This window comes from Enterobacter cloacae complex sp. 402C9 (assembly GCF_050030745.1).
Taxonomy (GTDB): domain Bacteria; phylum Pseudomonadota; class Gammaproteobacteria; order Enterobacterales; family Enterobacteriaceae; genus Enterobacter; species Enterobacter intestinihominis.
The window spans coordinates 3,299,365-3,323,851 of sequence record NZ_JBLGUW010000001.1 but is presented as its reverse complement, the minus strand read 5'-3'; the positions used below and the strand labels follow the sequence as shown (position 1 = coordinate 3,323,851).

Annotated in this window: 26 protein-coding genes and 6 tRNA genes; 17 read left to right on the top strand and 15 right to left on the bottom strand. The window is 54.9% G+C overall.

The annotated features are described in order from the left end of the window. Positions 1-14: 14 nt before the first annotated feature. The gene (gene hemF / locus ACQG1K_RS15885) at positions 15-914 is read right to left on the bottom strand and encodes an oxygen-dependent coproporphyrinogen oxidase (RefSeq protein ID WP_367075089.1); all 900 of its coding nucleotides are present in this window, start codon (positions 912-914) and stop codon (positions 15-17) included. After that, on the bottom strand, positions 914-1,789 hold the full coding sequence (gene amiA / locus ACQG1K_RS15880; protein WP_023314619.1) for an N-acetylmuramoyl-L-alanine amidase AmiA: 876 nt from the start codon (positions 1,787-1,789) through the stop codon (positions 914-916). The genes hemF and amiA overlap by 1 nt, the downstream gene beginning before the upstream one ends. A 212-nt stretch (positions 1,790-2,001) precedes the next feature. Between amiA and ACQG1K_RS15875 the strand changes: the two genes are divergently transcribed. The 10 genes from ACQG1K_RS15875 (at position 2,002) to pdxK (ending at position 10,297) form a co-directional block, all read left to right on the top strand. Then, positions 2,002-2,427 (top strand): GNAT family acetyltransferase, encoded by a 426-nt coding sequence (locus ACQG1K_RS15875; RefSeq protein ID WP_003861292.1) that lies wholly within the window; start codon positions 2,002-2,004, stop codon positions 2,425-2,427. Next, entirely contained in the window at positions 2,414-2,863 is a 450-nt protein-coding gene (locus ACQG1K_RS15870) for a DUF2919 domain-containing protein (RefSeq protein WP_023306669.1), read from the top strand. The genes ACQG1K_RS15875 and ACQG1K_RS15870 overlap by 14 nt, the downstream gene beginning before the upstream one ends. Positions 2,864-2,926: 63 nt before the next feature. Further along, positions 2,927-3,502: an RpoE-regulated lipoprotein gene (locus ACQG1K_RS15865; protein WP_058677701.1), complete on the top strand. Its 576-nt coding sequence runs from the start codon at positions 2,927-2,929 to the stop codon at positions 3,500-3,502. 92 nt (positions 3,503-3,594) lie between these two features. Beyond that, complete coding sequence (locus ACQG1K_RS15860; RefSeq protein WP_022648953.1) at positions 3,595-4,494, top strand: Dyp-type peroxidase; 900 nt, start codon at positions 3,595-3,597, stop codon at positions 4,492-4,494. Positions 4,495-4,670: 176 nt separating this feature from the next. After that, the gene (locus ACQG1K_RS15855) at positions 4,671-5,684 is read left to right on the top strand and encodes a sulfate ABC transporter substrate-binding protein (RefSeq protein WP_022648952.1); all 1,014 of its coding nucleotides are present in this window, start codon (positions 4,671-4,673) and stop codon (positions 5,682-5,684) included. Then, positions 5,684-6,517: a sulfate/thiosulfate ABC transporter permease CysT gene (gene cysT, locus ACQG1K_RS15850; RefSeq protein WP_022648951.1), complete on the top strand. Its 834-nt coding sequence runs from the start codon at positions 5,684-5,686 to the stop codon at positions 6,515-6,517. The genes ACQG1K_RS15855 and cysT overlap by 1 nt, the downstream gene beginning before the upstream one ends. Further along, positions 6,517-7,392: a sulfate/thiosulfate ABC transporter permease CysW gene (gene cysW, locus ACQG1K_RS15845; protein WP_003861305.1), complete on the top strand. Its 876-nt coding sequence runs from the start codon at positions 6,517-6,519 to the stop codon at positions 7,390-7,392. The genes cysT and cysW overlap by 1 nt, the downstream gene beginning before the upstream one ends. Next, positions 7,382-8,476 (top strand): sulfate/thiosulfate ABC transporter ATP-binding protein CysA, encoded by a 1,095-nt coding sequence (gene cysA, locus ACQG1K_RS15840; protein WP_367075084.1) that lies wholly within the window; start codon positions 7,382-7,384, stop codon positions 8,474-8,476. Before cysW ends, cysA begins: the two co-directional genes overlap by 11 nt. Before the next feature lie 67 nt (positions 8,477-8,543). Next, positions 8,544-9,455 (top strand): cysteine synthase CysM, encoded by a 912-nt coding sequence (gene cysM / locus ACQG1K_RS15835; protein ID WP_367075082.1) that lies wholly within the window; start codon positions 8,544-8,546, stop codon positions 9,453-9,455. Positions 9,456-9,460: 5 nt separating this feature from the next. Then, positions 9,461-10,297, top strand: coding sequence for a pyridoxine/pyridoxal/pyridoxamine kinase (gene pdxK, locus ACQG1K_RS15830; protein ID WP_022648947.1), 837 nt, complete (start codon positions 9,461-9,463; stop codon positions 10,295-10,297). A 44-nt stretch (positions 10,298-10,341) separates the two neighbouring features. Here the strand turns inward: pdxK and crr are convergent, their stop codons facing one another. The 5 genes from crr to cysZ form a co-directional block, all read right to left on the bottom strand. Then, the gene (gene crr, locus ACQG1K_RS15825; protein WP_022648946.1) at positions 10,342-10,845 is read right to left on the bottom strand and encodes a PTS glucose transporter subunit IIA; all 504 of its coding nucleotides are present in this window, start codon (positions 10,843-10,845) and stop codon (positions 10,342-10,344) included. Between the two features lie 43 nt (positions 10,846-10,888). Beyond that, positions 10,889-12,616: a phosphoenolpyruvate-protein phosphotransferase PtsI gene (gene ptsI, locus ACQG1K_RS15820; protein ID WP_022648945.1), complete on the bottom strand. Its 1,728-nt coding sequence runs from the start codon at positions 12,614-12,616 to the stop codon at positions 10,889-10,891. Between the two features lie 45 nt (positions 12,617-12,661). Further along, on the bottom strand, positions 12,662-12,919 hold the full coding sequence (ptsH, locus tag ACQG1K_RS15815; protein WP_000487600.1) for a phosphocarrier protein Hpr: 258 nt from the start codon (positions 12,917-12,919) through the stop codon (positions 12,662-12,664). A 317-nt stretch (positions 12,920-13,236) separates the two neighbouring features. Continuing rightward, the gene (gene cysK, locus ACQG1K_RS15810; protein ID WP_006811453.1) at positions 13,237-14,208 is read right to left on the bottom strand and encodes a cysteine synthase A; all 972 of its coding nucleotides are present in this window, start codon (positions 14,206-14,208) and stop codon (positions 13,237-13,239) included. A 163-nt stretch (positions 14,209-14,371) separates the two neighbouring features. After that, the gene (gene cysZ, locus ACQG1K_RS15805; protein ID WP_022648944.1) at positions 14,372-15,133 is read right to left on the bottom strand and encodes a sulfate transporter CysZ; all 762 of its coding nucleotides are present in this window, start codon (positions 15,131-15,133) and stop codon (positions 14,372-14,374) included. 229 nt (positions 15,134-15,362) lie between these two features. Here cysZ and zipA point away from each other — a divergent pair, with 229 nt between their 5' ends. The 3 genes from zipA to ACQG1K_RS15790 all read left to right on the top strand — a co-directional run bounded on the left by zipA (position 15,363) and on the right by ACQG1K_RS15790 (position 18,659). Beyond that, positions 15,363-16,358: a cell division protein ZipA gene (zipA, locus tag ACQG1K_RS15800; RefSeq protein ID WP_022648943.1), complete on the top strand. Its 996-nt coding sequence runs from the start codon at positions 15,363-15,365 to the stop codon at positions 16,356-16,358. 68 nt (positions 16,359-16,426) lie between these two features. Further along, on the top strand, positions 16,427-18,442 hold the full coding sequence (gene ligA, locus ACQG1K_RS15795) for an NAD-dependent DNA ligase LigA (RefSeq protein ID WP_063198952.1): 2,016 nt from the start codon (positions 16,427-16,429) through the stop codon (positions 18,440-18,442). 1 nt (position 18,443) lies between these two features. Further along, entirely contained in the window at positions 18,444-18,659 is a 216-nt protein-coding gene (locus ACQG1K_RS15790) for a DUF3820 family protein (RefSeq protein WP_367075078.1), read from the top strand. Here ACQG1K_RS15790 and ACQG1K_RS15785 read toward each other — a convergent pair. After that, a complete protein-coding gene (locus ACQG1K_RS15785; protein ID WP_022648941.1) occupies positions 18,656-19,651 on the bottom strand; it encodes a bile acid:sodium symporter family protein in 996 nt (331 codons plus the stop codon). The genes ACQG1K_RS15790 and ACQG1K_RS15785 overlap by 4 nt on opposite strands. An 89-nt stretch (positions 19,652-19,740) precedes the next feature. On the opposite strand from ACQG1K_RS15785, the gene ACQG1K_RS15780 reads away from it, so the two are divergent. Continuing rightward, positions 19,741-20,682, top strand: a complete 942-nt coding sequence (locus ACQG1K_RS15780) for a LysR family transcriptional regulator (RefSeq protein WP_193543921.1) — start codon at positions 19,741-19,743, stop codon at positions 20,680-20,682. Here the strand turns inward: ACQG1K_RS15780 and ACQG1K_RS15775 are convergent. The 5 genes from ACQG1K_RS15775 to ACQG1K_RS15755 form a co-directional block, all read right to left on the bottom strand. Continuing rightward, entirely contained in the window at positions 20,673-21,014 is a 342-nt protein-coding gene (locus ACQG1K_RS15775) for a FlxA-like family protein (RefSeq protein WP_022648939.1), read from the bottom strand. The genes ACQG1K_RS15780 and ACQG1K_RS15775 overlap by 10 nt on opposite strands. Before the next feature lie 137 nt (positions 21,015-21,151). Then, a tRNA-Lys gene (locus ACQG1K_RS15770) sits at positions 21,152-21,227 on the bottom strand. A gap of 4 nt (positions 21,228-21,231) precedes the next feature. Continuing rightward, positions 21,232-21,307, bottom strand: a tRNA-Val gene (locus ACQG1K_RS15765). A gap of 28 nt (positions 21,308-21,335) precedes the next feature. Continuing rightward, positions 21,336-21,411, bottom strand: a tRNA-Val gene (locus tag ACQG1K_RS15760). 41 nt (positions 21,412-21,452) lie between these two features. After that, a tRNA-Val gene (locus ACQG1K_RS15755) sits at positions 21,453-21,528 on the bottom strand. A gap of 258 nt (positions 21,529-21,786) precedes the next feature. Between ACQG1K_RS15755 and gltX the strand changes: the two genes are divergently transcribed. Beyond that, positions 21,787-23,202 (top strand): glutamate--tRNA ligase, encoded by a 1,416-nt coding sequence (gltX, locus tag ACQG1K_RS15750; protein ID WP_367075075.1) that lies wholly within the window; start codon positions 21,787-21,789, stop codon positions 23,200-23,202. Positions 23,203-23,253: 51 nt separating this feature from the next. On the opposite strand, the gene ACQG1K_RS15745 is transcribed toward gltX, so the two are convergent. Further along, positions 23,254-23,640: a YfeC-like transcriptional regulator gene (locus ACQG1K_RS15745; RefSeq protein ID WP_045621165.1), complete on the bottom strand. Its 387-nt coding sequence runs from the start codon at positions 23,638-23,640 to the stop codon at positions 23,254-23,256. A 1-nt stretch (position 23,641) separates the two neighbouring features. Then, positions 23,642-24,004 carry a YfeC-like transcriptional regulator gene (locus ACQG1K_RS15740; RefSeq protein ID WP_022648936.1) on the bottom strand — a complete coding sequence of 121 codons (363 nt, stop codon included), beginning with the start codon at positions 24,002-24,004 and terminating at the stop codon, positions 23,642-23,644. A gap of 217 nt (positions 24,005-24,221) precedes the next feature. Between ACQG1K_RS15740 and ACQG1K_RS15735 the strand changes: the two genes are divergently transcribed. Together ACQG1K_RS15735 and ACQG1K_RS15730 are read left to right on the top strand one after the other, a co-directional pair. Further along, positions 24,222-24,297, top strand: a tRNA-Ala gene (locus tag ACQG1K_RS15735). A 41-nt stretch (positions 24,298-24,338) separates the two neighbouring features. After that, positions 24,339-24,414 (top strand) — tRNA-Ala (locus ACQG1K_RS15730). The last annotated feature ends 73 nt before the right edge of the window (positions 24,415-24,487 follow it).

The following is a 24,487-nucleotide window of genomic DNA, read 5'->3' as shown; positions in this document are numbered from 1 at the left end:
GCGCCATCCGGCAGTTAAATCCAGTCGCGTACTTTAAGGAACTCACTCAAGGCAGCCTCCGGGCTGCCTTCTTTTGGCGCGTAGCTGTATTCCCAGCGCACCAGCGGCGGCATCGACATCAGAATGGACTCCGTGCGCCCGCCGGTTTGCAGGCCAAACAGCGTCCCGCGATCCCATACCAGATTAAACTCCACGTAGCGCCCGCGGCGGTACAGCTGGAACTCACGCTCGCGAACGCCGTAGTCGGTGTTTTTGCGGCGTTCGACAATCGGCAGATAGGCGTCGGTAAAGCCTTCACCCACCGCGCGCATAAAGCTGAACGCGGTATCAAAATCCGGCGTGTTGAGATCGTCAAAGAACAGACCGCCGATGCCGCGCTGCTCGTCGCGGTGCTTCAGATAGAAATAGTCATCGCACCATTTTTTGTATTTCGGGTAAACGTCTTCGCCAAACGGCAGGCAGAGGTCGCGCGCGGTGGTGTGCCAGTGCACGGCGTCCTCTTCGAAGCCATAGTAAGGCGTTAAGTCGAAACCGCCGCCAAACCACCAGACCGGATCGGCTCCCGGTTTTTCCGCGATGAAAAAGCGCACGTTGGCGTGGCTGGTTGGCACAAACGGGTTATGCGGATGCACCACCAGCGATACGCCCATCGCCTCGAAGCTGCGGCCCGCCAGTTCAGGCCGATGCGCCGTGGCGGACGCTGGCATTGCATCACCGTGGACGTGGGAGAAGTTGACCCCGGCCTGTTCAAAAATACCGCCGTTACGCAGCACGCGGCTGCGCCCGCCGCCGCCCGCTTCGCGCTGCCAGGTGTCTTCATGGAATTCACCGCCGTCTGCGGCGGTCAGTTTCTGGCAAATCGCGTCCTGGAGCTGCATCAGGAAAGTTTTGACCAGCTGTGCATTCGGTTTCATCAACGTTTCCTGGAGTGCGCTTTTTGATTATCGAACCAGTTGAAATAACTGATGACCCCGGAGGCGATGGCGTTCGCGATCTTCTGACGAAACGCCTTAGTGCCGAGTAAACGCTCTTCTTCCGGGTTGGTAATGAACGAGGTTTCCACCAGCACGGACGGAATAGACGGTGACTTCAGCACCACAAACGCGGCCTGCTCGGTGCTTTTACTGTGCAGACGGTGCACGGGTTTAATCCGTTTGAGGATATGCGAGCCGAGCGTCAGGCTGTTTTTGATGGTATCGGTCTGCACGAGATCGAACAGAACCTGCTGTAACAGATGGTCTTTGTCGGTGGCTTTTTTCCCGGCCACTTCATCCGCCCGGTTTTCGCGATCGGAGAGGTATTTCGCCATGGCGCTACTGGCGCCACGGTTGGAGAGCGCAAATACCGAGGCGCCTGCGGCGGAAGGGTTTGTGAAGCCATCCGCGTGAATGGACATAAACAGGTCTGCGCCGTGCTTGTGGGCAATCTCCACGCGATCGTACAGCGGGATAAACGTGTCGCCCGTGCGCGTCAGGCGGGCGTCAATGCCGTTGCTGCGTAAAATTGCGCGCACATTTTTTGCAATTGCCAGCACGACGTGTTTTTCTTTCGAACCGTTTCGGCCAATGGCGCCGGTGTCGATCCCGCCGTGGCCTGGATCGAGCATGACCAGACGCTTTGCGCCGGCTTTTTTGGTTTTCGGCTTGCTGTGTCCGTTACTGGTTTTAAGCGTGCTCTCTTCTTTTGCCTGAGCCTGCTTTGCGATGCCCGTTAACGTTAAGGCCGCCAGCCCCGCTTTGAGAACCTGACGACGCGATGTGAGTGCTTTTAATGGTTTGAATGTGCTCATGCGGCCTGAATTGTAAAAATTGGGGTCCTGGTGTTATATCGTATCGTGTTTCCCGTTACGACAGTCCTTATTGAGAATTGTTTTACTTTTCATTTCAATACGTGACAAAGTGACATTATGCCAAATTTTGGCGAGTTTTTCCCCGGTTATTGGCTAAACGCCCTGTTCACGCCATAATCACTGTTTTTAAACCCGAAAAGGCGGTTAATACCATGGAGATACGCGTTTTTCGCCAGGAAGATTTCGAAGAGGTGATCACCCTTTGGGAGCGCTGCGATCTGCTGCGTCCGTGGAACGATCCGGAGATGGACATCGAACGGAAGGTGAATCACGACGTCAGTCTGTTTCTGGTCGCTGAGGTCAACGGCGAAGTAGTCGGGACAGTGATGGGCGGGTACGACGGCCACCGCGGCTCGGCCTACTATCTGGGCGTGCACCCGGAATACCGCGCGCGCGGCATCGCCAACGCGCTGCTTAACCGTCTGGAAAAGAAACTGATCGCCCGTGGCTGCCCGAAAATCCAGATTATGGTCCGGGAAGATAACGACGTGGTGCTGGGCATGTATGAACGTCTGGGCTACGAGCATGCGGATGTACTGACGCTGGGTAAGCGCCTGATCGAAGATGAAGAGTACTGAGTTCCACCCTGGCGACTACGACGTTCACGGTCGTCTGCGTCTGCCTTTTTTGTTCTGGTGCGTTCTGCTGTTGCAGGCCCGCACCTGGGTGCTGTTCGTGATGGCTGGCGCGTCGCGCGGGCAGGGCGATACGCTACTGAATCTCTTTTATCCCGATCATGATGCGTTCTGGCTGGGGTTACTGCCCGGTGTACCGGCGGTGCTGGCGTTTCTGTGCAGCGGACGGCGGCAAGCCATTCCGCGCTTCTGGCGCGCGCTTCGCTGGCTGCTGATCCTGGCGCAGTTTGTGCTTCTGGTCTGGCAACCCTTGCTCTGGCTGTACGGCGAGCCGCTTTCGGGTATCGGGATTGCACTGGTGGTGGCGGATATTGTCGCGCTGCTGTGGCTGGTCACGAATCCCCGTTTACGCGCCTGTTTTACGCAAGAGCCAGATTAAAACGGCACTTTTTGTCGATACTGCACTCCAACAAGCGTTGATTTACTACGTAAGGACGTCTCAATGAAATCGCTGCGTTTACTTTTATGCGCTCTCCCGCTGGCGTTAACCGGCTGTTCCACGCTCTCATCCATCAACTGGTCTGCGGCCTATCCGTGGAACTGGTTTGGCTCCTCAATGGAAGTGACCGAGCAGGGCGTGGGCAAAATCACCGCCTCGACGGCGCTGGATCAGGATGCCATTCAGGAGGCCATCGGCAGTGATTATCGCCTGCGCAGCGGCATGAAAACCGAGAACGGCAACATCGTGCGCTATTTCGAAGCGTTGAAAGATGACAAGGTGGCGATGGTCATCAACGGCGATAAAGGTACGGTCAACCGCATTGCGGTGATGGATGAAGAGATCCCGACCTCAGGTGGCGTGAAGGTAGGTACGCCGTTTGGCGAACTCTATCAGAAAGCGTTTGGCCACTGCGCCAGCGTGCCGTCGGATGACAGCGTGGCGGTCGAGTGTAAGGCCGACGGCAGCCAGCACATTAGCTATGTATTCAGCGGCACCTGGAATGGTCCGGAAGGGTTAATGCCGTCTGACGACACCCTGAAAAAGTGGAAAGTGAGCAAAATTATCTGGAAGCAGTAATTTGCGCCTGAGCAAGCCGCCTCGCTGAAATCCAGGTATAATAGCCGCCATCAATGCCACGCTGTCGTGGCATCTTTTTTTCAGGAGGAGCGATGTCTCAGGTTCAGAGTGGCATTTTGCCAGAACATTGCCGGGCGGCGATTTGGATTGAAGCCAACGTCAAAGGGGACGTGGATGCCCTGCGCGCGGCCAGCAAAGTTTTCGTTGATAAACTGGCCACCTTCCAGGCCAAATTCCCCGAAGCCCATCTGGGCGCGGTGGTCGCCTTTGGCAGCACCGTCTGGCGTCATCTGAGCGGCGGCGAAGGCGCAGAAGAGCTGAAAGACTTTATTCCTTATGGCAAAGGTCTTGCGCCCGCCACCCAGTATGACGTTCTGATCCATATCCTCTCCCTGCGTCACGACGTGAACTTTTCTGTCGCTCAGGCTGCGATTGAGGCCTTTGGTGACAGTATCGACGTGCAGGAAGAGATCCACGGTTTCCGCTGGGTGGAAGAGCGCGATTTGAGCGGCTTCGTCGACGGCACCGAAAACCCGGCCGGGGAAGAGACGCGTCGCGAGGTGGCTGTAATCAAGGATGGCGTGGACGCGGGCGGCAGCTATGTGTTCGTCCAGCGCTGGGAGCATAACCTCAGGCAGCTTAACCGCATGAGCGTGCATGACCAGGAGATGATGATTGGCCGTACCAAAGATGCCAATGAAGAGATTGACGGCGATGCGCGTCCGGTCACTTCCCACCTGTCCCGCGTTGACCTTAAAGAAGACGGTAAGGGGCTGAAGATTGTTCGCCAGAGCCTGCCGTACGGCACCGCGAGCGGTACGCACGGCCTGTACTTCTGCGCTTACTGCGCACGCCTCTACAACATCGAACAGCAGCTGCTGAGCATGTTTGGCGATACCGACGGTAAGCGTGACGCCATGCTGCGCTTCACCCGCCCGGTGACCGGCGGCTACTACTTTGCGCCGTCCGTTGAGCGCCTGCTGGCGTTGTAAATCGCTCTCTATTCGTAGGCCGGGTAAGCGTGAGCGCCACCCGGCAATATCTCCCGCACCTCTTATTCCCTTTTCTGCTTCTAAATCACCAAACGGTATATAAAACCGTTACTCCTTTAGACTCCGTTATAAATATTATGACTATTAGATAGTCATCACATTTATAAGGGTGCGCAATGGCCGTTACTGTACTGAAAAAAGGATCGCTGGCACTGGCAGGTTTACTGCTGGTGGCGCAGGCGCAGGCAACCGAGTTGCTGAACAGTTCTTATGATGTTTCGCGCGAGCTGTTTGCCGCCCTTAATCCCGCATTTGAACAGCAGTGGGCGAAAGAGAACAACGGCGACAAGCTGACCATCAAGCAGTCGCACGCTGGCTCATCTAAGCAGGCGCTGGCCATTTTGCAGGGGCTGAAAGCGGACGTGGTGACCTACAACCAGGTCACGGACGTGCAGATCCTGCACGACAAAGGCAAACTGATCCCGGCGAACTGGCAAAGCCGCCTGCCGAACAACAGTTCGCCATTTTACTCCACCATGGGCTTCCTGGTGCGCAAGGGCAACCCGAAGAACATCCACGACTGGAACGACCTGGTGCGTTCAGACGTAAAGCTGATCTTCCCGAATCCGAAAACCTCCGGCAACGCACGTTACACCTATCTGGCGGCGTGGGGCGCGGCGGACAAAGCTGACGGTAACGATAAAGCGAAAACCGAACAGTTTATGACCCAGTTCCTGAAAAACGTCGAGGTGTTTGATACCGGCGGTCGTGGCGCAACCACCACCTTCGCCGAGCGCGGGCTGGGCGACGTGCTGATCAGCTTTGAATCCGAAGTGAACAATATTCGTAAACAGTACGAAGCGCAGGGCTTCGAAGTGGTTATCCCGAAAACGAACATTCTGGCCGAGTTCCCGGTGGCGTGGGTGGATAAAAACGTTAAGGCTAACGGCACAGAAAAGGCGGCGAAAGCCTACCTGAACTATCTGTACAGCCCGCAGGCGCAAACCGTTATCACCGACTACTACTACCGTGTCAACAACCCGGACGTGATGAGCAAGCTGAAAGACAAATTCCCGCAGACCGAGCTGTTCCGCGTGGAAGATCATTTTGGCGCCTGGCCTGAGGTCATGAAAACGCATTTTGTCAGCGGCGGTGAGTTGGACAAACTGCTGGCAGCGGGGCGTAAGTAATGTTTGCAGTGTCCTCCAGACGTGTGCTGCCGGGCTTTACCTTAAGCCTCGGGACCAGCCTGCTGTTCGTCTGTCTGATTTTGTTATTACCGCTCAGCGCGCTGGTGATGCAGCTCGCTGAGATGAGCTGGTCCCAGTACTGGGAAGTGATTACTAACCCGCAGGTGGTGGCGGCCTACAAGGTCACCCTGCTGTCTGCGTTCGTGGCCTCGATTTTTAACGGCGTGTTTGGCCTGCTGATGGCGTGGATCTTAACTCGCTATCGCTTCCCGGGCCGCACCCTGCTCGACGCGCTGATGGATCTGCCGTTTGCCCTGCCGACGGCGGTTGCCGGTTTGACGCTGGCGTCGCTCTTCTCCGTGAACGGGTTTTACGGTGAGTGGCTGGCGAAGTTTGATATCAAAGTGACCTATACCTGGCTCGGTATCGCGGTGGCCATGGCCTTTACCAGCATCCCGTTTGTGGTACGCACCGTGCAGCCGGTGCTGGAAGAGTTAGGACCCGAATACGAAGAGGCCGCGGAAACGCTCGGCGCCACGCGCTGGCAGAGTTTTCGCAAGGTCGTACTGCCGGAACTCTCTCCGGCGTTGCTGGCGGGTATCGCGCTCTCCTTTACCCGCAGCCTCGGTGAGTTTGGCGCGGTCATTTTTATCGCCGGGAACATCGCGTGGAAAACCGAAGTAACCTCGCTGATGATTTTTGTCCGTTTGCAGGAGTTTGATTATCCGGCCGCGAGTGCGATTGCCTCGGTGATCCTTGCCGCGTCGCTGCTACTGCTGTTCTCGATTAACACTCTGCAAAGTCGCTTTGGTCGACGTGTGGTAGGTCACTGATGGCGGAAGTTACGCAATTGAAGCGCTATGACGCGCCCCGCATCAACTGGGGCAAATGGTTTCTGATTGGTACCGGCGTGCTGGTCTCCGCATTCATTCTCGTCGTGCCGATGGTGTACATCTTCGTTCAGGCCTTCAGCAAAGGGATTATGCCCGCGCTGCAAAACCTGGCCGATCCGGACATGCTCCACGCCATCTGGCTGACGGTCATGATTGCCCTGATCACCGTCCCGGTGAATCTGGTGTTTGGCGTATTGCTGGCCTGGCTGGTAACGCGCTTTAACTTCCCGGGGCGTCAGCTGCTGCTGACCCTGCTGGATATCCCGTTTGCGGTGTCACCGGTGGTGGCGGGTCTGGTTTATCTGCTCTTCTACGGTTCCAATGGCCCGCTGGGAGGCTGGCTGGATGAACACGACCTGCAGATCATGTTCGCCTGGCCGGGGATGGTGCTGGTGACCGTCTTTGTCACCTGTCCGTTCGTGGTACGCGAGCTGGTGCCGGTGATGCTCAGCCAGGGCAGCCATGAAGATGAAGCCGCGGTGCTGCTCGGCGCTTCCGGCTGGCAGATGTTCCGCCGCGTCACGCTGCCGAATATCCGCTGGGCACTGCTTTACGGCGTGGTGCTGACCAACGCCCGTGCGATCGGTGAGTTTGGCGCGGTGTCGGTAGTATCCGGCTCGATTCGCGGCGAAACCCTGTCGCTGCCGTTACAGATTGAATTACTGGAACAGGACTACAACACCGTCGGTTCCTTTACTGCCGCAGCGTTGCTGACGCTGATGGCGATTTTGACCCTGTTTTTGAAGAGTGTGGTGCAGTGGCGTTTAGAGAATCAGGAAAAACGTCAGCATCAGGAGGGAAATCATGAGCATTGAGATTGCCAATATTAAGAAGTCTTTTGGTCGCACCCAGGTGCTGAATGATATCTCGCTGGATATCCCTTCCGGACAAATGGTGGCGCTGCTGGGGCCGTCTGGCTCCGGTAAAACCACGCTGCTGCGTATTATCGCCGGGCTTGAGCACCAGACCAGCGGACATATCCGCTTCCACGGTACGGACGTAAGCCGTTTGCATGCCCGCGACCGTAAAGTGGGTTTTGTATTCCAGCACTACGCCCTGTTCCGCCACATGAAGGTATTCGACAACATCGCGTTTGGTCTGACCGTACTGCCGCGTCGTGAGCGTCCGAATGCGGCCGCCATCAAAGCGAAAGTGACCAAACTGCTGGAGATGGTGCAGCTGGCTCATCTGGCGGACCGCTTCCCGGCACAGCTTTCTGGCGGTCAGAAACAGCGCGTGGCGCTGGCGCGTGCGTTAGCCGTTGAACCGCAAATCCTGCTACTGGACGAACCGTTTGGCGCGCTGGATGCGCAGGTGCGAAAAGAGCTGCGCCGTTGGCTGCGTCAGCTGCATGAGGAACTCCAGTTCACCAGCGTTTTCGTGACCCACGATCAGGAAGAGGCGATGGAAGTGGCCGACCGCGTGGTGGTAATGAGTCAGGGCAACATTGAGCAGGTTGACGAGCCAGAGCAGCTCTGGCGTGAACCGGCGACCCGCTTTGTGCTGGAGTTTATGGGAGAAGTAAACCGCCTTCAGGGCACCATTCGCGGCGGTCAGTTCCACGTTGGCGCGCACCGCTGGCCGCTGGGGTATACCTCCGCGCATCAGGGGCCGGTGGATCTGTTCCTGCGTCCGTGGGAAGTGGACGTCAGCCGCCGTACCAGCCTGGATTCACCGCTTCCGGTGCAGGTGCTGGAAGCTAGCCCTAAAGGCCACTACACCCAATTAGTGGTACAGCCCCTGGGCTGGTACACCGAGCCGCTAACCGTAGTTATGCGTGACGACGAGCCGCCGCACCGGGGGGAACGCCTGTTTGTGGGGCTGCAACACGCGCGCATTTATCACGGGAACGAGCGCATCGAGACGCGCGAGGATATTGCTCTGGCGGAGTCAGCCTGATAGGTTATTGAGTATGTTTTTCGCCCGGTGGCGTGATGCTTACCGGGCTTTTTATTGAGTAAAAAACGTGAATACACTCGAACACACCATCGGCAACACCCCTCTGGTCAAACTTCAGCGCATGGGGTGTGACAACGGCAGCGAAATCTGGGTCAAACTTGAAGGCAATAACCCGGCGGGGTCGGTGAAAGACCGGGCGGCGCTGTCGATGATTGTTCAGGCCGAAAAGCGCGGCGAGATAAAGCCCGGCGATGTGCTGATCGAAGCCACCAGCGGTAACACCGGTATCGCACTGGCGATGATAGCCGCCCTGAAAGGCTATCGTATGAAGCTGCTGATGCCGGATAACATGAGCCAGGAGCGCCGTGCCGCCATGCGTGCCTACGGGGCCGAGCTGATTCTGGTGAGCAAAGAGCAGGGGATGGAAGGGGCGCGAGATTTAGCGTTAGCGATGGCGGAGCGCGGGGAAGGCAAGCTGCTCGACCAGTTTAATAACCCGGACAACCCGTACGCGCACTACTCCTCCACCGGCCCGGAAATCTGGCAGCAAACCGGCGGGCGCATCACCCACTTTGTCTCCAGCATGGGGACCACGGGCACGATCACCGGTGTGTCACGTTTTCTGCGCGAGCAGGAGCAGCCGGTGACGATTGTCGGCCTCCAGCCGGAAGAGGGAAGCAGTATTCCGGGCATTCGCCGCTGGCCCGCGGAGTATATGCCGGGCATCTTTAATGCGCAGCTTGTGGACCAGGTGCTGGATATTCATCAGCGCGAGGCGGAAAATACCATGCGTGAGCTGGCCGTGCGTGAAGGCATCTTCTGCGGCGTCAGTTCGGGTGGCGCGGTAGCGGGGGCGATTCGGGTGGCTAAGGCAAACCCGGGTGCAGTAGTGGTAGCGATTATTTGCGATCGCGGCGATCGCTACCTGTCGACCGGCGTCTTTGGTGAAGAGAGTTATTCGCAGGGGGCGGGGATTTAAGCGTCATGGAGATGATTTTATTCCGGGATAACACCCGGGCGCAGCAAACCGATATTGTCGCCGTTCAGTCGCAGGTGGTGTACGGCAGTGTGGGAAACAGCATCGCGGTGCCAAATATTCGCACCCATCGACTGAACGTTACCGCCGTGCCTACGGTGCTGTTCAGCAATACGCCTCACTACGACACCTTCTACGGCGGAGTGATCCCGGACGAGTGGTTCAGCGGCTACTTGAAGGCGCTGGAAGAGCGCGAGATCCTGCGCGAGCTAAAAGCGGTCACTACCGGCTATATGGGCAGCGCCAGCCAGATCGTGCTGCTGGCGCAGTGGCTGAAGGCGATCAAAGTTCAACATCCCGATCTGCTGGTGCTGGTCGACCCGGTAATCGGAGACATCGACAGCGGGATGTACGTGAAGCCGGATATTCCTGAAGCCTACCGTGAGCACCTGCTCCCGCTGGCCCAGGGCATTACGCCCAACGTGTTTGAGCTGGAAGTGCTGAGCGGCAAACCGTGCCGTACGCCGGAGAGCGCCATTGCCGCCGCGCAGGGGCTGCTGTCTGACACGCTTAAATGGGTGGCGATCACCAGCGCGCCAGTGGCTGACGATCCGCAAAATATCCACGTCGTGCTGGTGAGCGAGGAGGGCGTTACCGTAAGCGCACACCCGCGCGTTGAGACGGATCTGAAAGGGACGGGGGATCTGTTCTGTTCGGAGCTGGTGAGCGGTATCGTCGGCGGTAAAACCGTGGCCGACGCCATTCGCATGGCGGGCGACAGGGTGACTGACGTGATGATCTATACGCAGTCGAAAGGCTACGACGAGCTTATTCTGCCTGCATAAACAAAAATGGCGCCCGAAGGCGCCATTTTACCGTGCGGCAAGAATTACTTCTTGATGCGGATAACCGGGGTTTCACCCACGGTAACGCTGCCAGACAGTTTGATCAGCTCTTTGATTTCGTCCATGTTGGAGATAACAACCGGAGTCAGGGTAGACTTCGCTTTTTCTTCCAGCAGTGGCAGATCGAATTCAATTACAGGGTCGCCAACTTTAACACGCTGGCCTTCTTCCGCGATACGTTTGAAGCCTTCGCCTTTCAGTTCAACGGTGTCGATACCGAAGTGAACGAACAGTTCGATACCGCTATCGGATTCGATAGAGAACGCATGGTTGGTTTCAAAAATCTTACCAATGGTACCGTCAACTGGAGCAACCATTTTGTTGCCAGTTGGTTTGATAGCAATGCCATCACCAACGATTTTCTCAGCAAACACTACATCCGGCACGTCTTCGATATTGACGATCTCGCCGGAGAGCGGAGCAACAATCTCAATAGTTCCGGAGTCGCTATTGCTTTTGTCACCGAACAGTTTACTAAATAAACCCATTAGACTTATCTCCTAAGCAGTAATTTGGGCCGCATCTCGTGGATTAGCAGATTGTTTTTTCTTCAATGAACTTGTTAACCAGCGTCATTAACTCGTCCGTTGTCGGTTGAGCAAGAGCCTGCTCTGCTAATACCTTCGCATCTTCGAAGTTCGTGTTACGGATAATCTTCTTGATGCGCGGGATGGAAATGGCGCTCATAGAGAATTCGTCCAGACCCATACCCAGCAACAGAAGTGTAGCACGTTCGTCGCCTGCAAGCTCACCACACATGCCAGTCCATTTACCTTCTGCATGAGAAGCATCAATAACTTGCTTGATCAAATTCAGTACAGACGGCGACATTGGCTGGTAGAGATGTGAAATCATATCATTACCACGGTCAACTGCCAGGGTGTACTGCGTTAAATCATTGGTACCGATACTAAAGAAATCAACTTCTTTGGCTAAATGACGTGCAATGGTCGCGGCTGCGGGTGTTTCCACCATCACGCCGATCTCGATTGACTCGTCAAATGCTTTACCTTCGTCACGCAGTTCCTGCTTGTAGATTTCAATCTCTTTCTTCAGTGCACGCACTTCTTCAACAGAGATGATCATCGGGAACATGATGCGCAGCTTACCGAAAGCGGATGCACGCAGGATAGCGCGAACCTGGTCACGCAGGATCTCTTTGCGATCCATGGCGATACGTACGGCACGCCAGCCCAGGAACGGGTTCTCTTCTTTCGGGAAGTTCATGTACGGCAGCTCTTTGTCGCCACCGATATCCATGGTGCGGACGATAACGGCCTGCGAGCCGCACGCTTCCGCAACCGCTTTGTACGCTGCAAACTGCTCTTCTTCCGTTGGCAGGGCGTCGCGGTCCATGAACAGGAATTCAGTACGATACAGACCTACACCTTCCGCACCGTTGCGCTCAGCGCCGTCAACGTCACGTACGGTACCGATGTTAGCGCACACTTCAACCTGATGGCCGTCCAGCGTGATGGCTGGCAGATCTTTCAGTTTAGCGAGTTCCGCTTTCTCGGTAGCAACCTGCTCCTGAACGGAACGCAGCTGCTCGATCACATCGTTAGTTGGGTTGACGTAAACCACGTTGTTTACGGCATCTAGAATCAGATAGTCGTCGTTTTTCACCTGCGAGGTGACGCTACCGGTACCCACGATGGCTGGCAGCTCCAGAGAACGCGCCATGATAGAGGTGTGGGAGGTACGTCCACCTGCATCAGTAATGAAACCCAGCACCTTGTTCAGGTTCAGCTGTGCGGTTTCAGACGGGGTCAGGTCAGCGGCAACCAGGATGACTTCGTCCTGAATCGCGCTCAGATCGATGATGGCCAGACCCAGGATGTTGCGCAGCAGGCGCTTACCGATGTCACGTACGTCAGCCGCACGCTCTTTCAGGTATTCATCGTCCAGTTCTTCCAGGGCAGTTGCCTGACCTTCGATAACTTCATGCGCAGCCGCGTCGGCCGTCATGCCTTTATCTTTAATCAGGGCTATGATTTCCTGCTCCAGCTCCTCATCTTCGAGCAGCATAATGTGCCCTTCGAAGATGGCTTCTTTTTCTTCACCGAAAGTTTCGCCAGCTTTAGTTTTAATCGCTTCCAGTTGCGCAGATGCCTTGGCACGACCGCTCAGAAAACGTTCAACTTCCTGATCAACCTTGTCGGCAGAAATTTTTTTCCGGTCAATGACGATTTCGTCTTCTTTCAGCAGCAATGCTTTGCCGAAAGCGATACCCGGGGATGCTAAAATGCCTGAAATCATAACCCTACCTTACTTGTGACTGATATTGAAAAGAACCCGGTAAACTTACTCGAGTTCAGCCATCAGCTTAACCAGATGCTCAACTGCTTTCTGCTCGTCTTCACCTTCAGCGGAGATGGTAACAACGGTACCCTGAGTCAGACCCAGAGTTTGCAGCTTGAACAGGCTTTTTGCGCTAGCGCTTTTGCCGTTGGAAGTCACAGTGATTTCAGAAGTGAAGCCTTTCGCTTCTTTAACAAACTGAGCAGCAGGGCGGGTGTGCAGACCGTTCGGAGCGGTAATGGTAACTTCTTGCTGGAACATTGTATTTCCCCAACTTATAGGTTTAGTGTTGTGGAACTAAAGTCTAGCCTGGCGACTTAACTTTAGCCTGTATAGTTAGCGCTGACGTTTCAATCGTCATTAAACATTATGCAGTGAAAGCAAGACTTGAACCAAATCATAAAATCGATTCAGCAGCGCTATTTCGTCCACCGATTAATTTCGCGCATCAAAATAATTGCTGGTTTAAATACCAGACCCAACGGGGTGAAGCAATGCCAGGAGGGGTAAAACTTTGAAGCAGGCCACAAAAAAGCACCTGAAAAGGTGCTTTTTTACGCGTTTTTAACATACTGGCATCACTGTTGCAGTTCTTTCTCTGTGAACAGATCGGCAAACAGTGCTGTGCTTAAGTAACGCTCACCCGAAGACGGTAGGATAACCACAATATTCTTGTTGGTAAAGGTTTCGTCTTCCAGCAGTTTGAGAGCTGCAGCAACCGCCGCACCGGAAGAGATACCCGCCAGAATGCCTTCCTCGTCCATCAGGCGACGCGCCGTGGAGATGGCTTCTTCATTGGTGATGGCGACCACTTTATCGATCAGCTTCAGATCGAGGTTGCCTGGAATAAAGCCAGCGCCGATACCCTGGATTTTGTGCGGACCTGGTTTGATCTCTTCGCCTGCCAGCGCCTGAGCGATAACCGGCGAGTCGGTTGGCTCAACGGCAACGGTAATCAGATCTTTTTTACCTTTCGTGCCTTTAATATAGCGAGACACCCCGGTCAGCGTACCGCCGGTGCCTACGCCGGAGATAAACACATCAACCTGACCGTCGGTATCTTCCCAGATTTCCGGGCCGGTGGTTTTCTCATGAATTTCCGGGTTGGCCGGGTTGCTGAACTGCTGGAGCAGCAGATACTTTGCAGGATCGCTGGCGACGATTTCTTCGGCCTTCTGAATCGCGCCCTTCATGCCTTTCGCGCCTTCCGTGAGGACCAGATTCGCACCCAACGCTTTCAGCAGCTTACGGCGCTCAATGCTCATGGTTTCAGGCATAGTCAGCGTCAGCTTATAGCCGCGCGCCGCCGCAACATAGGCCAGGGCGATACCGGTATTGCCGCTGGTGGGTTCAACCAGCTCAACGCCAGGTTTCAGCACGCCACGCTTTTCAGCATCCCAAATCATATTCGCACCGATACGGCATTTAACGCTGAAGCTTGGGTTACGAGATTCCACCTTCGCCAGAATGCGTCCATTACCGATACGGTTCAGTCGAACCAGGGGCGTATGACCGATAGTCAGCGAGTTGTCTTCATAAATCTTACTCATGGCCTGTCCTTAACTGTATGAAATTGGGATACCGACCCAGCATACCTGTTGAACAGGTATGGGGAAGTAAGGAAATCGCATATCTATATGCTGCAAGGAAATAATGGGGATCAGTATGGAATAAGGGGCGGCATAAGCCACCCCTCTTTTACACATTTTTGCATTACTTCCATAACGCGTGCTTAGCACGGTAGCAGTCCACCCACATCGCCGTCGCGCCGCAAACGGCAACGGGCATGATGAACAGATTCAGGAAAGGGATCATGGTGAACAGGCTGGTAAGGGCACCAAACTGCATATTGGCAACCTTCTGAGTGCGCAGGGCAGTGCGCATCTCTTTAAACGGCACTTTGTGGTTATCGAACGGATAATCACAGTACTGGATAGCAAGCATCCAGGCGCTGAACAGGAACCACAGCACGGGTGCGACCGTCTGGCCGATCCCGGGTACAAAATAAAGGATGAGCAGCACAATCGCCCGCGGCAGGTACCACGCAAACTTCTGCCATTCGCGCTTCATGATGCGGGGGACATCTTTCACGATCCCCAGTACGCCCGTGTCAGGCGGCGCCGCACCGGTCAGGCGCGCTTCCAACTGTTCGGCCAGCAGACCGTTGAACGGCGCGGCTATCCAGTTAGCTATCGTCGAAAAGAAATAGCCGAAAACCAGCAGCACGGAGATAACCGCAATCGGCCAGAGCAGGTAGTCCAACCACTGTAACCAGTCCGGCACATAGCTCATCAGGGAAGGGATCCAGCTTTCCAGTCTGGTGAACAGCCACCAGAACGCGCCCCCCATCAGAATAATGTTGATCAGTAACGGCAAAACAACGAAGCGTCGAATGCCCGGCAGGGAGACCAGTTTCCAGCCCTGAGAAAAGTACCAGACCCCGCTACGTGGGGCAGAAGAAGATGTTGAAACCATACCAGGCTGTACTCCTTTTTACACAACCAGTGGAATTGCCCGCCTATATTATCCAGTTACGGGCCAATGACCAGTTCGGAAATGTTCGAAAAACCAGCAAAAAGCACGATTTAGTTCATCTTTATGCTGTGAATGCTCTGCATACACTTGCACTTGACGTAAACGGCAAATACTCTTAGTGAGTAAATGTTTGCCGTGGTGGCAAGGTGTTAGAACAACAGAGAATATAATGATGCAGGATTTGCGTCTGATATTAATCATTGTTGGCGCGATCGCCATAATCGCTTTACTGGTACATGGTTTCTGGACCAGCCGTAAAGAGCGTTCCTCTATGTTTCGCGATCGTCCACTGAAGCGCATGAAGTCCAGTCGCGAAGACGATGACGTTGAAGACGACATCGACGGTCTTGACGACGACGGTGTGGGTGAAGTTCGTGTTCATCGGGTCAATACTGCGCCCGGCGCAGCGCATGGAGAGCATGAAGCTCCCCGCGCTCCGCAGCACCAGTATCAACCACCGTATGCCTCTGCCCAGCCGCGCCAGCCAGCGCCGCCGCCAGTGGAAGAACCTGTTCGTCATCCGTCGCAGCAGCCTGTGCAACAGCAGCCCGTTGCGCCACAGCCTGTACAGCAGCAACCTGTGCAACAGCCTGCACAGCCAGTGCATCAGCCACAGCCAGTGCAACAGCCGCAGCCGGTAGAACAACCGCAGCCTGAATCTGCACCGCCTGCGCCACAGCCCGCTCCGCGCGTTGAGCCAGAGCCTGTTGTTGAGCCAGAACCGGTTGTTGAAAAGCCGCAGCGTAAAGAAGCGGTAATCATCATGAATGTGGCTGCTCATCATGGCACCCATCTGAACGGTGACGTGCTGCTCAACAGCATCCAACAGGCAGGCTTCAAGTTCGGCGACATGAATATTTTCCATCGCCACCTGAGTCCTGACGGCAGCGGTCCGGCGCTGTTCAGCCTGGCCAATATGGTCAATCCAGGCACGTTTGACCCGGAAATGACCGGTGATTTCGTCACGCCTGGGGTTACGATCTTTATGCAGGTGCCGTCCTACGGTGACGAGCTGCAAAACTTTAAGCTGATGCTACAGTCCGCTCAGCACATCGCCGACGAAGTGGGCGGTGTTGTGCTCGACGATCAGCGTCGTATGATGACGCCGCAGAAACTGCGCGAATATCAGGACCGCATCCGCGAAGTTAAGGAAGCTAACGCGTAATCGTCGCGTTTACTTCAACTCCTCCTCAACCCCCGCCTGTCGGGGGTTTTTCTCATTGATGGTGCGATATGGACTCAATCGAACAACAACTTACTGAACTGCGAACCACGCTTCGCCATCATGAATATCTCTATCATGTTATGGACGCACCGGAAGTGCCGGATGCGGAATATGACCGCCTGATGCGTGAACTGCGCGATCTGGAAGCGCAGCACCCGGAGCTGATTACGCCCGATTCCCCAACGCAGCGCGTCGGCGCGGAACCGCTGGGTGCTTTCAGCCAGGTGCGCCACGAAGTGCCGATGCTGTCGCTGGATAACGTGTTTGATGAAGAGAGTTTTCTGGCTTTCAACAAGCGCGTGCAGGATCGCCTGAAGAGCGTCGACAATCTGAGCTGGTGCTGCGAGCTAAAACTGGATGGTCTGGCCGTCAGCATTCTTTATGAGAACGGCGTGATGGTACGTGCCGCAACGCGCGGCGACGGCACCACCGGGGAAGACATCACCACCAATGTGCGCACCATTCGTGCGATCCCGCTGAAGCTGCGTGGCGATAACATTCCTGCGCGGCTGGAAGTGCGCGGGGAAGTTTTCCTTCCGCAGGCGGGGTTTGAGAAGATCAATGAAGAAGCGCGTCGTACCGGGGGTAAAGTGTTTGCAAACCCGCGTAACGCGGCGGCAGGTTCGCTGCGCCAGCTCGATCCGCGTATCACCGCGAAGCGACCGCTTACTTTCTTCTGCTACGGCGTCGGGATCCTGGAAGGCGGTGACCTTCCGGATACCCACCTGGGTCGTTTAATGCAGTTCAAAGAGTGGGGTTTGCCGGTAAGCAACCGCGTGCAGCTTTGCGACTCTCCAGAGGCGGTGCTGGCGTTCTATCACAAGGTGGAAGAAGATCGTCCCACGCTCGGGTTTGATATTGATGGCGTAGTGATCAAGGTTAACTCCCTGGCATTGCAGGAACAGTTGGGTTTTGTTGCCCGGGCGCCACGCTGGGCAGTGGCCTTTAAGTTCCCGGCGCAGGAGCAGATGACCTTCGTTCGCGACGTGGAATTTCAGGTAGGACGTACGGGTGCGATTACGCCTGTGGCGCGTCTGGAGCCTGTGCAGGTGGCTGGCGTGCTGGTCAGTAACGCTACGCTGCATAACGCCGATGAAATTGCCCGTCTGGGGCTGCGAATTGGTGACAAAGTGGTGATTCGCCGCGCGGGCGATGTGATCCCGCAGGTGGTTAACGTAGTGGAATCAGAACGTCCTGCCGATACCCGTGCCATCGAGTTTCCTGCCCATTGTCCGGTATGTGGTTCGGACGTTGAGCGCGTGGAAGGTGAAGCGGTAACGCGCTGTACGGGCGGGTTAATCTGCGGCGCGCAGCGTAAAGAGTCCCTGAAGCACTTTGTCTCCCGCCGGGCGATGGACGTCGACGGAATGGGTGACAAGATCATCGACCAGTTAGTTGAGAAAGAGTATGTCCATACGCCAGCGGACCTCTTTACCCTGACGGCAGGTAAGCTGACCGGTCTTGATCGTATGGGGCCGAAATCTGCCCAGAACGTGGTCAATGCGCTCGAGGCGGCCAAAAATACTACCTTTGCCCGTTTCCTTTACGCGCTCGGCATTCGTGAAGTCGGAGAGGCGACGGCGGCAGGGCTGGCGGCGTATTTCGGCACGCTGGAGGCTCTTGAGAAAGCCACCATCGACGAACTACAGAAAGTCCCTGACGTTGGTATAGTGGTCGCTACCCACGTCTTCAACTTCTTCGCCGAAGAGAGCAACCGTGAAGTGATCGGTAAATTACTGGAACAGGGCATTCACTGGCCCGCACCGGTAGTGGTTAATGCAGAAGAGATCGACAGCCCGTTTGCAGGTAAAACGGTGGTGCTGACCGGCAGTCTGAGCCAGCTCTCGCGTGATGACGCGAAAGCGCGCCTGGTGGCGCTTGGGGCAAAAGTGGCGGGAAGCGTGTCAAAGAAAACCGACCTGGTGATCGCCGGGGAAGCGGCCGGTTCGAAGCTGGCAAAAGCGCAGGAGCTCGGCATCGAGGTGATCGATGAAGCGGAAATGATGCGCCTTTTAGGAGAGTGATGTGGAAAAAGAGCAGCTCGTTGAGATCGCCAATACGGAGATGCCGTTCGGTAAATATAAGGGCCGCAGGCTGATTGATTTACCGGAAGAATATCTGCTGTGGTTTGCCCGTAAGGATGAGTTTCCTGCCGGGCGTCTTGGCGAGCTGATGGCTATCACATTACTGATCAAAACAGAGGGGCTGACCCAGCTGGTGCAGCCCCTGAAACATCCTTAAACTTTCGCGGCGCGGGTCTCTTCCTGCGCCAGCTTTTCAGTCTGTGCCTTGTAACGCCGCGCCAGTACCGCACACACCATCAGCTGGATCTGATGGAAAATCATCAGCGGCAGTACCATCATCCCAATGACCGACGTCGGGAACAGAATATTGGCCATCGGGATCCCGTTGGCCAGGCTCTTTTTCGATCCACAGAATACGATGGTGATTTCATCGGCCTTATTGAAGCCGCATTTGCGGGCCACAAAGACGTTAACCGCGATCACAATTGTCAGCAGAACAATGCTTACCACCACAATAAACAGCAGCGATCCTGCGCCCACCCTGTGCCAGATGCCGTTCACCACGGCTTCGCTGAAGGCCGTGTAAACCACCAGCAGAATGGAGCTTTGGTCCGTTTTCCCGATCCATTTTTTGTGTTTCGCCACAAACGCCCCAATCCAGGGGCGGGATAAGTGTCCGAGCACAAACGGCAGTAGCAGTTGCAGACAAATTTTACCCACCTGCTCCAGATTACCTTCTGCACCGTGCATGTTCATCAGCAGACCGACCAGCAGCGGTGAAACAAAGATCCCGAGCAGGCTGGAAGCCGAAGCAGAACAGACCGCCGCCGCGACGTTGCCGCCAGCCAGCGAGGTAAAGGCAATAGCAGACTGCACGGTGGCCGGCAAAATGCACAGATAAAGGAAACCGGTATAGAGTGCCGGATCGACATTCACCGGCGCCCACCAGGCAAACAGCACGCCCAGAACAGGGAAGAGGATAAAGGTGCTGCACATTACCCAGAGGTGCAGTCGCCAGTGGCTACCGCCTGCAATAATGGCTTCCCGGGAGAGTTTGGCGCCATGCATAAAGAACAACAGGGCAATGGCTGCCGTGGTCAGCCCTTCAATGACCGGAACGAAACCGCCCCGCGCCGGGAAGAACGAGGCCAGCAAGACGACACCAATCAGGGTCAGCGTAAACGGATCAAGGATACGAAAAAGTTTCATAATCACTCCTGAAAACAGATGCCGCTATTGTGCTTTCTTCCCTTTGAGAAATAAAATTGATTTATTGCATCCATTCATGAATTATACAGATGAATTATTCACTACGTCAGCTTCGTGTTTTCGTCACCGTCGCGCAGGCCCACAGCTTCAGTCGGGCAGGGGAGATGATTGGCCTCAGCCAGTCGGCGGTGAGCCATAGCGTGAAAGAGCTGGAAACTCAAACCGGCGTGAAACTGCTCGACCGCACTACGCGCGAAGTGGTGCTCACCGAAGCGGGACATCAGCTGGCAACGCGTCTTGAAAGGCTGCTGGATGAACTGAACAGTACGCTGAGAGACGTCGGACGGCTTGGACAACAGCTTTCCGGTACCGTGAGAGTGGCGGCGAGCCAGACGATTTCGGCGCATCTTATTCCCCAGTGCATCGCTGAAAGTAATCACCGCTATCCGGATATCGATTTTGTTTTGCACGACAGGCCGCAGCAGTGGGTACTGGAGAGTATTCGTCAGGGGGATGTGGATTTCGGGATTGTTATTGATCCCGGAGCGGTAAGCGACCTGGAATGTGAAGTGGTACTCTCGGAACCCTTTTTATTGCTCTGCCGCGATGATGATCCTCTGGCATCGCTGTCGCAGGTGGCCTGGCAAGCCTTACAGGGGGCAAACCTGGTGTTACAGGATTATGCATCAGGTAGCCGCCCGCTTATAGATGCCGCACTGGCCGCACAGGGCGTAAAGGCAACCATTGTGCAGGAGATTGGGCATCCTGCCACGCTCTTCCCCATGGTCGAAGCGGGGATTGGGATCAGCGTTCTGCCTGCGCTGGCGCTGCCACTGCCGCAGGGAAGTCGTTTAACGGTGAAGCGTTTCCTGCCCTGTATTGAACGCCAGCTGATGTTGGTACGCCGTAAAAACAGGTCTCTTTCCGGAGCGGCTCATGCCTGCTGGGATGTGGTGCGTATGCAGGCCATGCGTCTGATGGAGGCCCGCACGCGCGATCCACTTTTTAACGAAACCAATGATCAGATATAGATATCAATCTGATGTTCTGCGGAGGGTTTATTGACGCCTTCCGCCACGGCCTGACCGCTTTCCTGTTTTGGCATCGCCTCTTCTGCCTGCTGACGCTGCAATTGCGCCAGCTGTGCCTGCAACATAGCCAGCTGAGATTCGAGCAATTCTTGCTGCTTTTGCTTTTCTTCCGCTGTGGCATCACCCATGGCGACTTCTTTGAGTTGCTGAGTGACTTTCGTTATCTGTTTGGTCAGACGGGTGATCTGGGAAGCAATGTCGTTTCCGCCGGAGCTGTTATCTACGCTGCCGATTTCCATCGCCGACAGAGAAACGGGCTTAAGAGTTGTCATATTGAGATCCTTTTCGCCATAAAATAGAGGTATCGGCAAAGAAGGCGTGAGCTTGAGTAAAACAAGCGGTTTGGCTGCAATGGGGATGTGCTATATCGCAGATAGCAAAAAAGCGCCTTTAGGGCGCTTTTTTACATTGGTGGGTCGTGCAGGATTCGAACCTGCGACCAATTGATTAAAAGTCAACTGCTCTACCAACTGAGCTAACGACCCGAAATGGTGGGCGATGACGGGCTCGAACCGCCGACCCCCTCCGTGTAAAGGAGATGCTCTACCAACTGAGCTAATCGCCCATTTCGGAACTGCACGATAAGGTGAGAATGGTGGGCGATGACGGGCTCGAACCGCCGACCCCCTCCGTGTAAAGGAGATGCTCTACCAACTGAGCTAATCGCCCAATCTCAATTCTTATCTACACTGCGAGTCTACCGAAGTAGATGGTGGGTGATGACGGGCTCGAACCGCCGACCCCCTCCGTGTAAAGGAGATGCTCTACCAACTGAGCTAATCACCCCCGCTGTGTGGAGTCGCATTATAGGGAGAGTTGAAAATGAGTCAACGCATTTTCTAAAGTTTTTATTCGTTCGTCGTAAAATTAGTCAAAACGATCGCAAAACGGACTGTGGTGCATGATTTCTAAACAAAAACAGCAATCTCGAACCGGATAAAGTGATCGACATTGAGGAATCGGCCCACAGTGATAGAATATTGCCCATTGTTTTCTTCCCAGGATTTGCCGATTACCGGCATCTTTATAACGTAAGGCCATTTCATGAAAATCAAAACTCGCTTCGCGCCGAGCCCGACAGGCTATCTGCATGTCGGTGGTGCACGTACTGCTCTCTACTCCTGGCTTTTCGCACGCCACAACAAAGGTGAGTTTGTGCTGCGTATTGAAGACACCGACCTGGAGCGCTCAACGCCGGAAGCAATTGAAGCCATTATGGATGGGATGAACTGGCTGAATCTGGAGTGGGACGAAGGCCCATACTTCCAGACCAAACGTTTTGACCGCTATAACGCCGTAATTGACGAGATGCTGGTCGCAGGCACGGCCTATAAGTGCTACTGCTCAAGGGAGCGTCTGGATGCGCTGCGCGAAGAGCAAATGGCAAAAGGCGAAAAACCGCGTTATGACGGTCGTTGCCGTCATGACCACAGCGAGCATGCTGCTGATGAGCCTTGCGTAGTGCGTTTTGCTAACCCGCAGGATGGCTCTGTTATCTTTGATGACCAGATCCGTGGCCCGATCGAATTCAGCAACCAGGAGCTGGATGACCTCATCATTCGTCGTACTGACGGCTCGCCAACCTATAACTTCTGCGTGGTTGTGGACGACTGGGATATGGAAATCACTCACGTGATCCGTGGTGAAGACCATATCAATAACACCCCGCGTCAGATCAACATTCTTAAAGCGCTGAACGCGCCTGTACCGGTGTATGCGCACGTATCGATGATCAACGGTGACGACGGTAAAAAGCTGTCCAAACGTCATGGCGCGGTGAGCGTGATGCAGTACCGTGATGACGGCTATCTGCCGGAAGCGCTACTGAACTATCTGGTGCGTCTGGGCTGGGCTCATGGTGACCAGGAGATCTTCAGCCGCGAAGAGATGATCGAGCTTTTCTCTCTGAACTCGGTAAGCAAATCAGCCAGCGCGTTCAACACTGACAAACTGCTGTGGCTGAACCATCACTACATCAATACCATGCAGCCAAAGTATGTGGCGACTTATCTGCAATGGCACATTGAGCAGGCAAACATCGATACCCGTACGGGCCCTGAACTGGCGGATCTGGTGAAGCTGCTTGGCGAGCGTTGCAAAACGCTGAAAGAGATCGCCGAGAGCTGCCGCTACTTTTATGAAGAGTTTGACGCGTTCGACGCCGACGCGGCCAAGAAACACCTGCGTCCGGTTGCGCGTCAGCCGCTGGAAGTGGTGCGAGATAAACTCGAAGCCATTACCGAATGGACTGCAGAAAATGTTCACCACGCGATTCAGGCAACCGCTGATGAGTTGGAAATTGGCATGGGTAAAGTCGGTATGCCGCTGCGCGTTGCGGTGACGGGGGCAGGCCAGTCTCCGGCGCTGGACGTGACCGTTCATGCCATTGGCAAATCACGTAGCGTTGCGCGTATCAACAAGGCGCTGGGCTTTATTGCTGAGCGCGAAAGCCAGCAGTAATGCTCGTGAAATACAAATAACGGCAGGGTAACCTGCCGTTTTTTATGTCTGTTATTCAGCAATACCAAGACGCGTGAGAAAACCCTGCAAACCTTCGCGAGCGAGCAGCTTGTGCAAACGTTCCTGTTCGACAGTTGTCATGTTTTCCAGCGAGTCGATAATTTGTGGAAGCAGGCTGGATGAGGTCGCCACGCCATAGAGTGAAGGGCTTTCTGCCGCATGGTAAACAGCCCGACTGTTACGAATGGCGGGAAGGCTAATGATGTGCTCCTTAACGTGCGCATCAATACATATCACCCTCGCTCTTCCGCCTTTTACACCGTTGATACCCTCCGTTTTCCATCCTTTCTGTCGTATCCAGCGATTAACGGTTTGTCGGGCGACGCCCAGACTGTCCGCCAGCTCTTCCGTGGTCATTTTGCTGCGTAATCTTTTCATATTAGCGTTGGTCGCGAATCCCTAAGCGTTGTAACAATCCGGTAATCCCTTCCCGCAGTAACAGAGATGTCATCTGCTTTTGCTCATCCGGCGTCATTTCATTCGCCAGCGTCAGGAGCAGGGCGTGAAGCGAGCCTTCGTGGTACGCCTTTTCTGGCATTTCCGGCGACTCTGTTACCCTGCGTGCGCTGCGAATAAAGTCGCGCACTTTTTCATTGACGTGTACCAGACGCGCCTTGCCGCCCTGAACGCCTGGTTTTGGCGATGTAATCCAACCCTCTTTGCGTACCCATTTATTGATGGTCTGTCGGCTATAGCCAGTCAGCAGGGCTAACTCTTCTGGCGTCATTCGTTCCTTGATCATACAATTTCCTGAATATCTGTGGGGTTAATTAGTGGTTCATTTTATAGCACCGTTTTACGTGAAAACGTGACAAGCTTAACTCCTGGCTGCGAGCAGACTCGCAAAGTGATTCATTTGCATGATTTTTCGGCTGTTGAAAGGCTGAGGTTGAATTTGCCGTTGACACTGTGCGGCGGAATTCATATTATGCCGCCCGTCAACATGACAGCTTTACGATGGGGCTATAGCTCAACTGGGAGAGCGCCTGCATGGCATGCAGGAGGTCAGCGGTTCGATCCCGCTTAGCTCCACCAAACTCTGAACCCAACAGAGTACGGTAGGTAAAGTAACATGTGGGGCTATAGCTCAGCTGGGAGAGCGCTTGCATGGCATGCAAGAGGTCAGCGGTTCGATCCCGCTTAGCTCCACCAAAATTTAAACCCTCGTCGTCAGACGGGGGTTTTTTATATCTTGTAAAATATTTAGACTGTTTTTGTTGCAATT

Excerpts from the sequence above, each read along its gene's own strand:
- ACQG1K_RS15855 (WP_022648952.1), top strand. The coding sequence starts at position 4,671 with ATGGCCGTTACTGTACTGAAAAAAGGATCGCTGGCACTGGCAGGTTTA.
- ACQG1K_RS15875 (WP_003861292.1), top strand. The coding sequence starts at position 2,002 with ATGGAGATACGCGTTTTTCGCCAGGAAGATTTCGAAGAGGTGATCACC.
- ACQG1K_RS15865 (WP_058677701.1), top strand. The coding sequence starts at position 2,927 with ATGAAATCGCTGCGTTTACTTTTATGCGCTCTCCCGCTGGCGTTAACC.
- gltX (WP_367075075.1), top strand. The coding sequence starts at position 21,787 with ATGAAAATCAAAACTCGCTTCGCGCCGAGCCCGACAGGCTATCTGCAT.
- cysW (WP_003861305.1), top strand. The coding sequence starts at position 6,517 with ATGGCGGAAGTTACGCAATTGAAGCGCTATGACGCGCCCCGCATCAAC.
- amiA (WP_023314619.1), bottom strand. The coding sequence starts at position 1,789 with ATGAGCACATTCAAACCATTAAAAGCACTCACATCGCGTCGTCAGGTT.
- cysA (WP_367075084.1), top strand. The coding sequence starts at position 7,382 with ATGAGCATTGAGATTGCCAATATTAAGAAGTCTTTTGGTCGCACCCAG.
- cysZ (WP_022648944.1), bottom strand. The coding sequence starts at position 15,133 with ATGGTTTCAACATCTTCTTCTGCCCCACGTAGCGGGGTCTGGTACTTT.
- ACQG1K_RS15780 (WP_193543921.1), top strand. The coding sequence starts at position 19,741 with ATGAATTATTCACTACGTCAGCTTCGTGTTTTCGTCACCGTCGCGCAG.
- cysT (WP_022648951.1), top strand. The coding sequence starts at position 5,684 with ATGTTTGCAGTGTCCTCCAGACGTGTGCTGCCGGGCTTTACCTTAAGC.
- ACQG1K_RS15870 (WP_023306669.1), top strand. The coding sequence starts at position 2,414 with ATGAAGAGTACTGAGTTCCACCCTGGCGACTACGACGTTCACGGTCGT.
- ACQG1K_RS15860 (WP_022648953.1), top strand. The coding sequence starts at position 3,595 with ATGTCTCAGGTTCAGAGTGGCATTTTGCCAGAACATTGCCGGGCGGCG.
- cysK (WP_006811453.1), bottom strand. The coding sequence starts at position 14,208 with ATGAGTAAGATTTATGAAGACAACTCGCTGACTATCGGTCATACGCCC.
- ptsI (WP_022648945.1), bottom strand. The coding sequence starts at position 12,616 with ATGATTTCAGGCATTTTAGCATCCCCGGGTATCGCTTTCGGCAAAGCA.
- ptsH (WP_000487600.1), bottom strand. The coding sequence starts at position 12,919 with ATGTTCCAGCAAGAAGTTACCATTACCGCTCCGAACGGTCTGCACACC.
- hemF (WP_367075089.1), bottom strand. The coding sequence starts at position 914 with ATGAAACCGAATGCACAGCTGGTCAAAACTTTCCTGATGCAGCTCCAG.
- pdxK (WP_022648947.1), top strand. The coding sequence starts at position 9,461 with ATGGAGATGATTTTATTCCGGGATAACACCCGGGCGCAGCAAACCGAT.
- ACQG1K_RS15775 (WP_022648939.1), bottom strand. The coding sequence starts at position 21,014 with ATGACAACTCTTAAGCCCGTTTCTCTGTCGGCGATGGAAATCGGCAGC.
- crr (WP_022648946.1), bottom strand. The coding sequence starts at position 10,845 with ATGGGTTTATTTAGTAAACTGTTCGGTGACAAAAGCAATAGCGACTCC.
- ligA (WP_063198952.1), top strand. The coding sequence starts at position 16,427 with ATGGACTCAATCGAACAACAACTTACTGAACTGCGAACCACGCTTCGC.
- zipA (WP_022648943.1), top strand. The coding sequence starts at position 15,363 with ATGATGCAGGATTTGCGTCTGATATTAATCATTGTTGGCGCGATCGCC.
- ACQG1K_RS15785 (WP_022648941.1), bottom strand. The coding sequence starts at position 19,651 with ATGAAACTTTTTCGTATCCTTGATCCGTTTACGCTGACCCTGATTGGT.
- ACQG1K_RS15745 (WP_045621165.1), bottom strand. The coding sequence starts at position 23,640 with ATGAAAAGATTACGCAGCAAAATGACCACGGAAGAGCTGGCGGACAGT.
- ACQG1K_RS15740 (WP_022648936.1), bottom strand. The coding sequence starts at position 24,004 with ATGATCAAGGAACGAATGACGCCAGAAGAGTTAGCCCTGCTGACTGGC.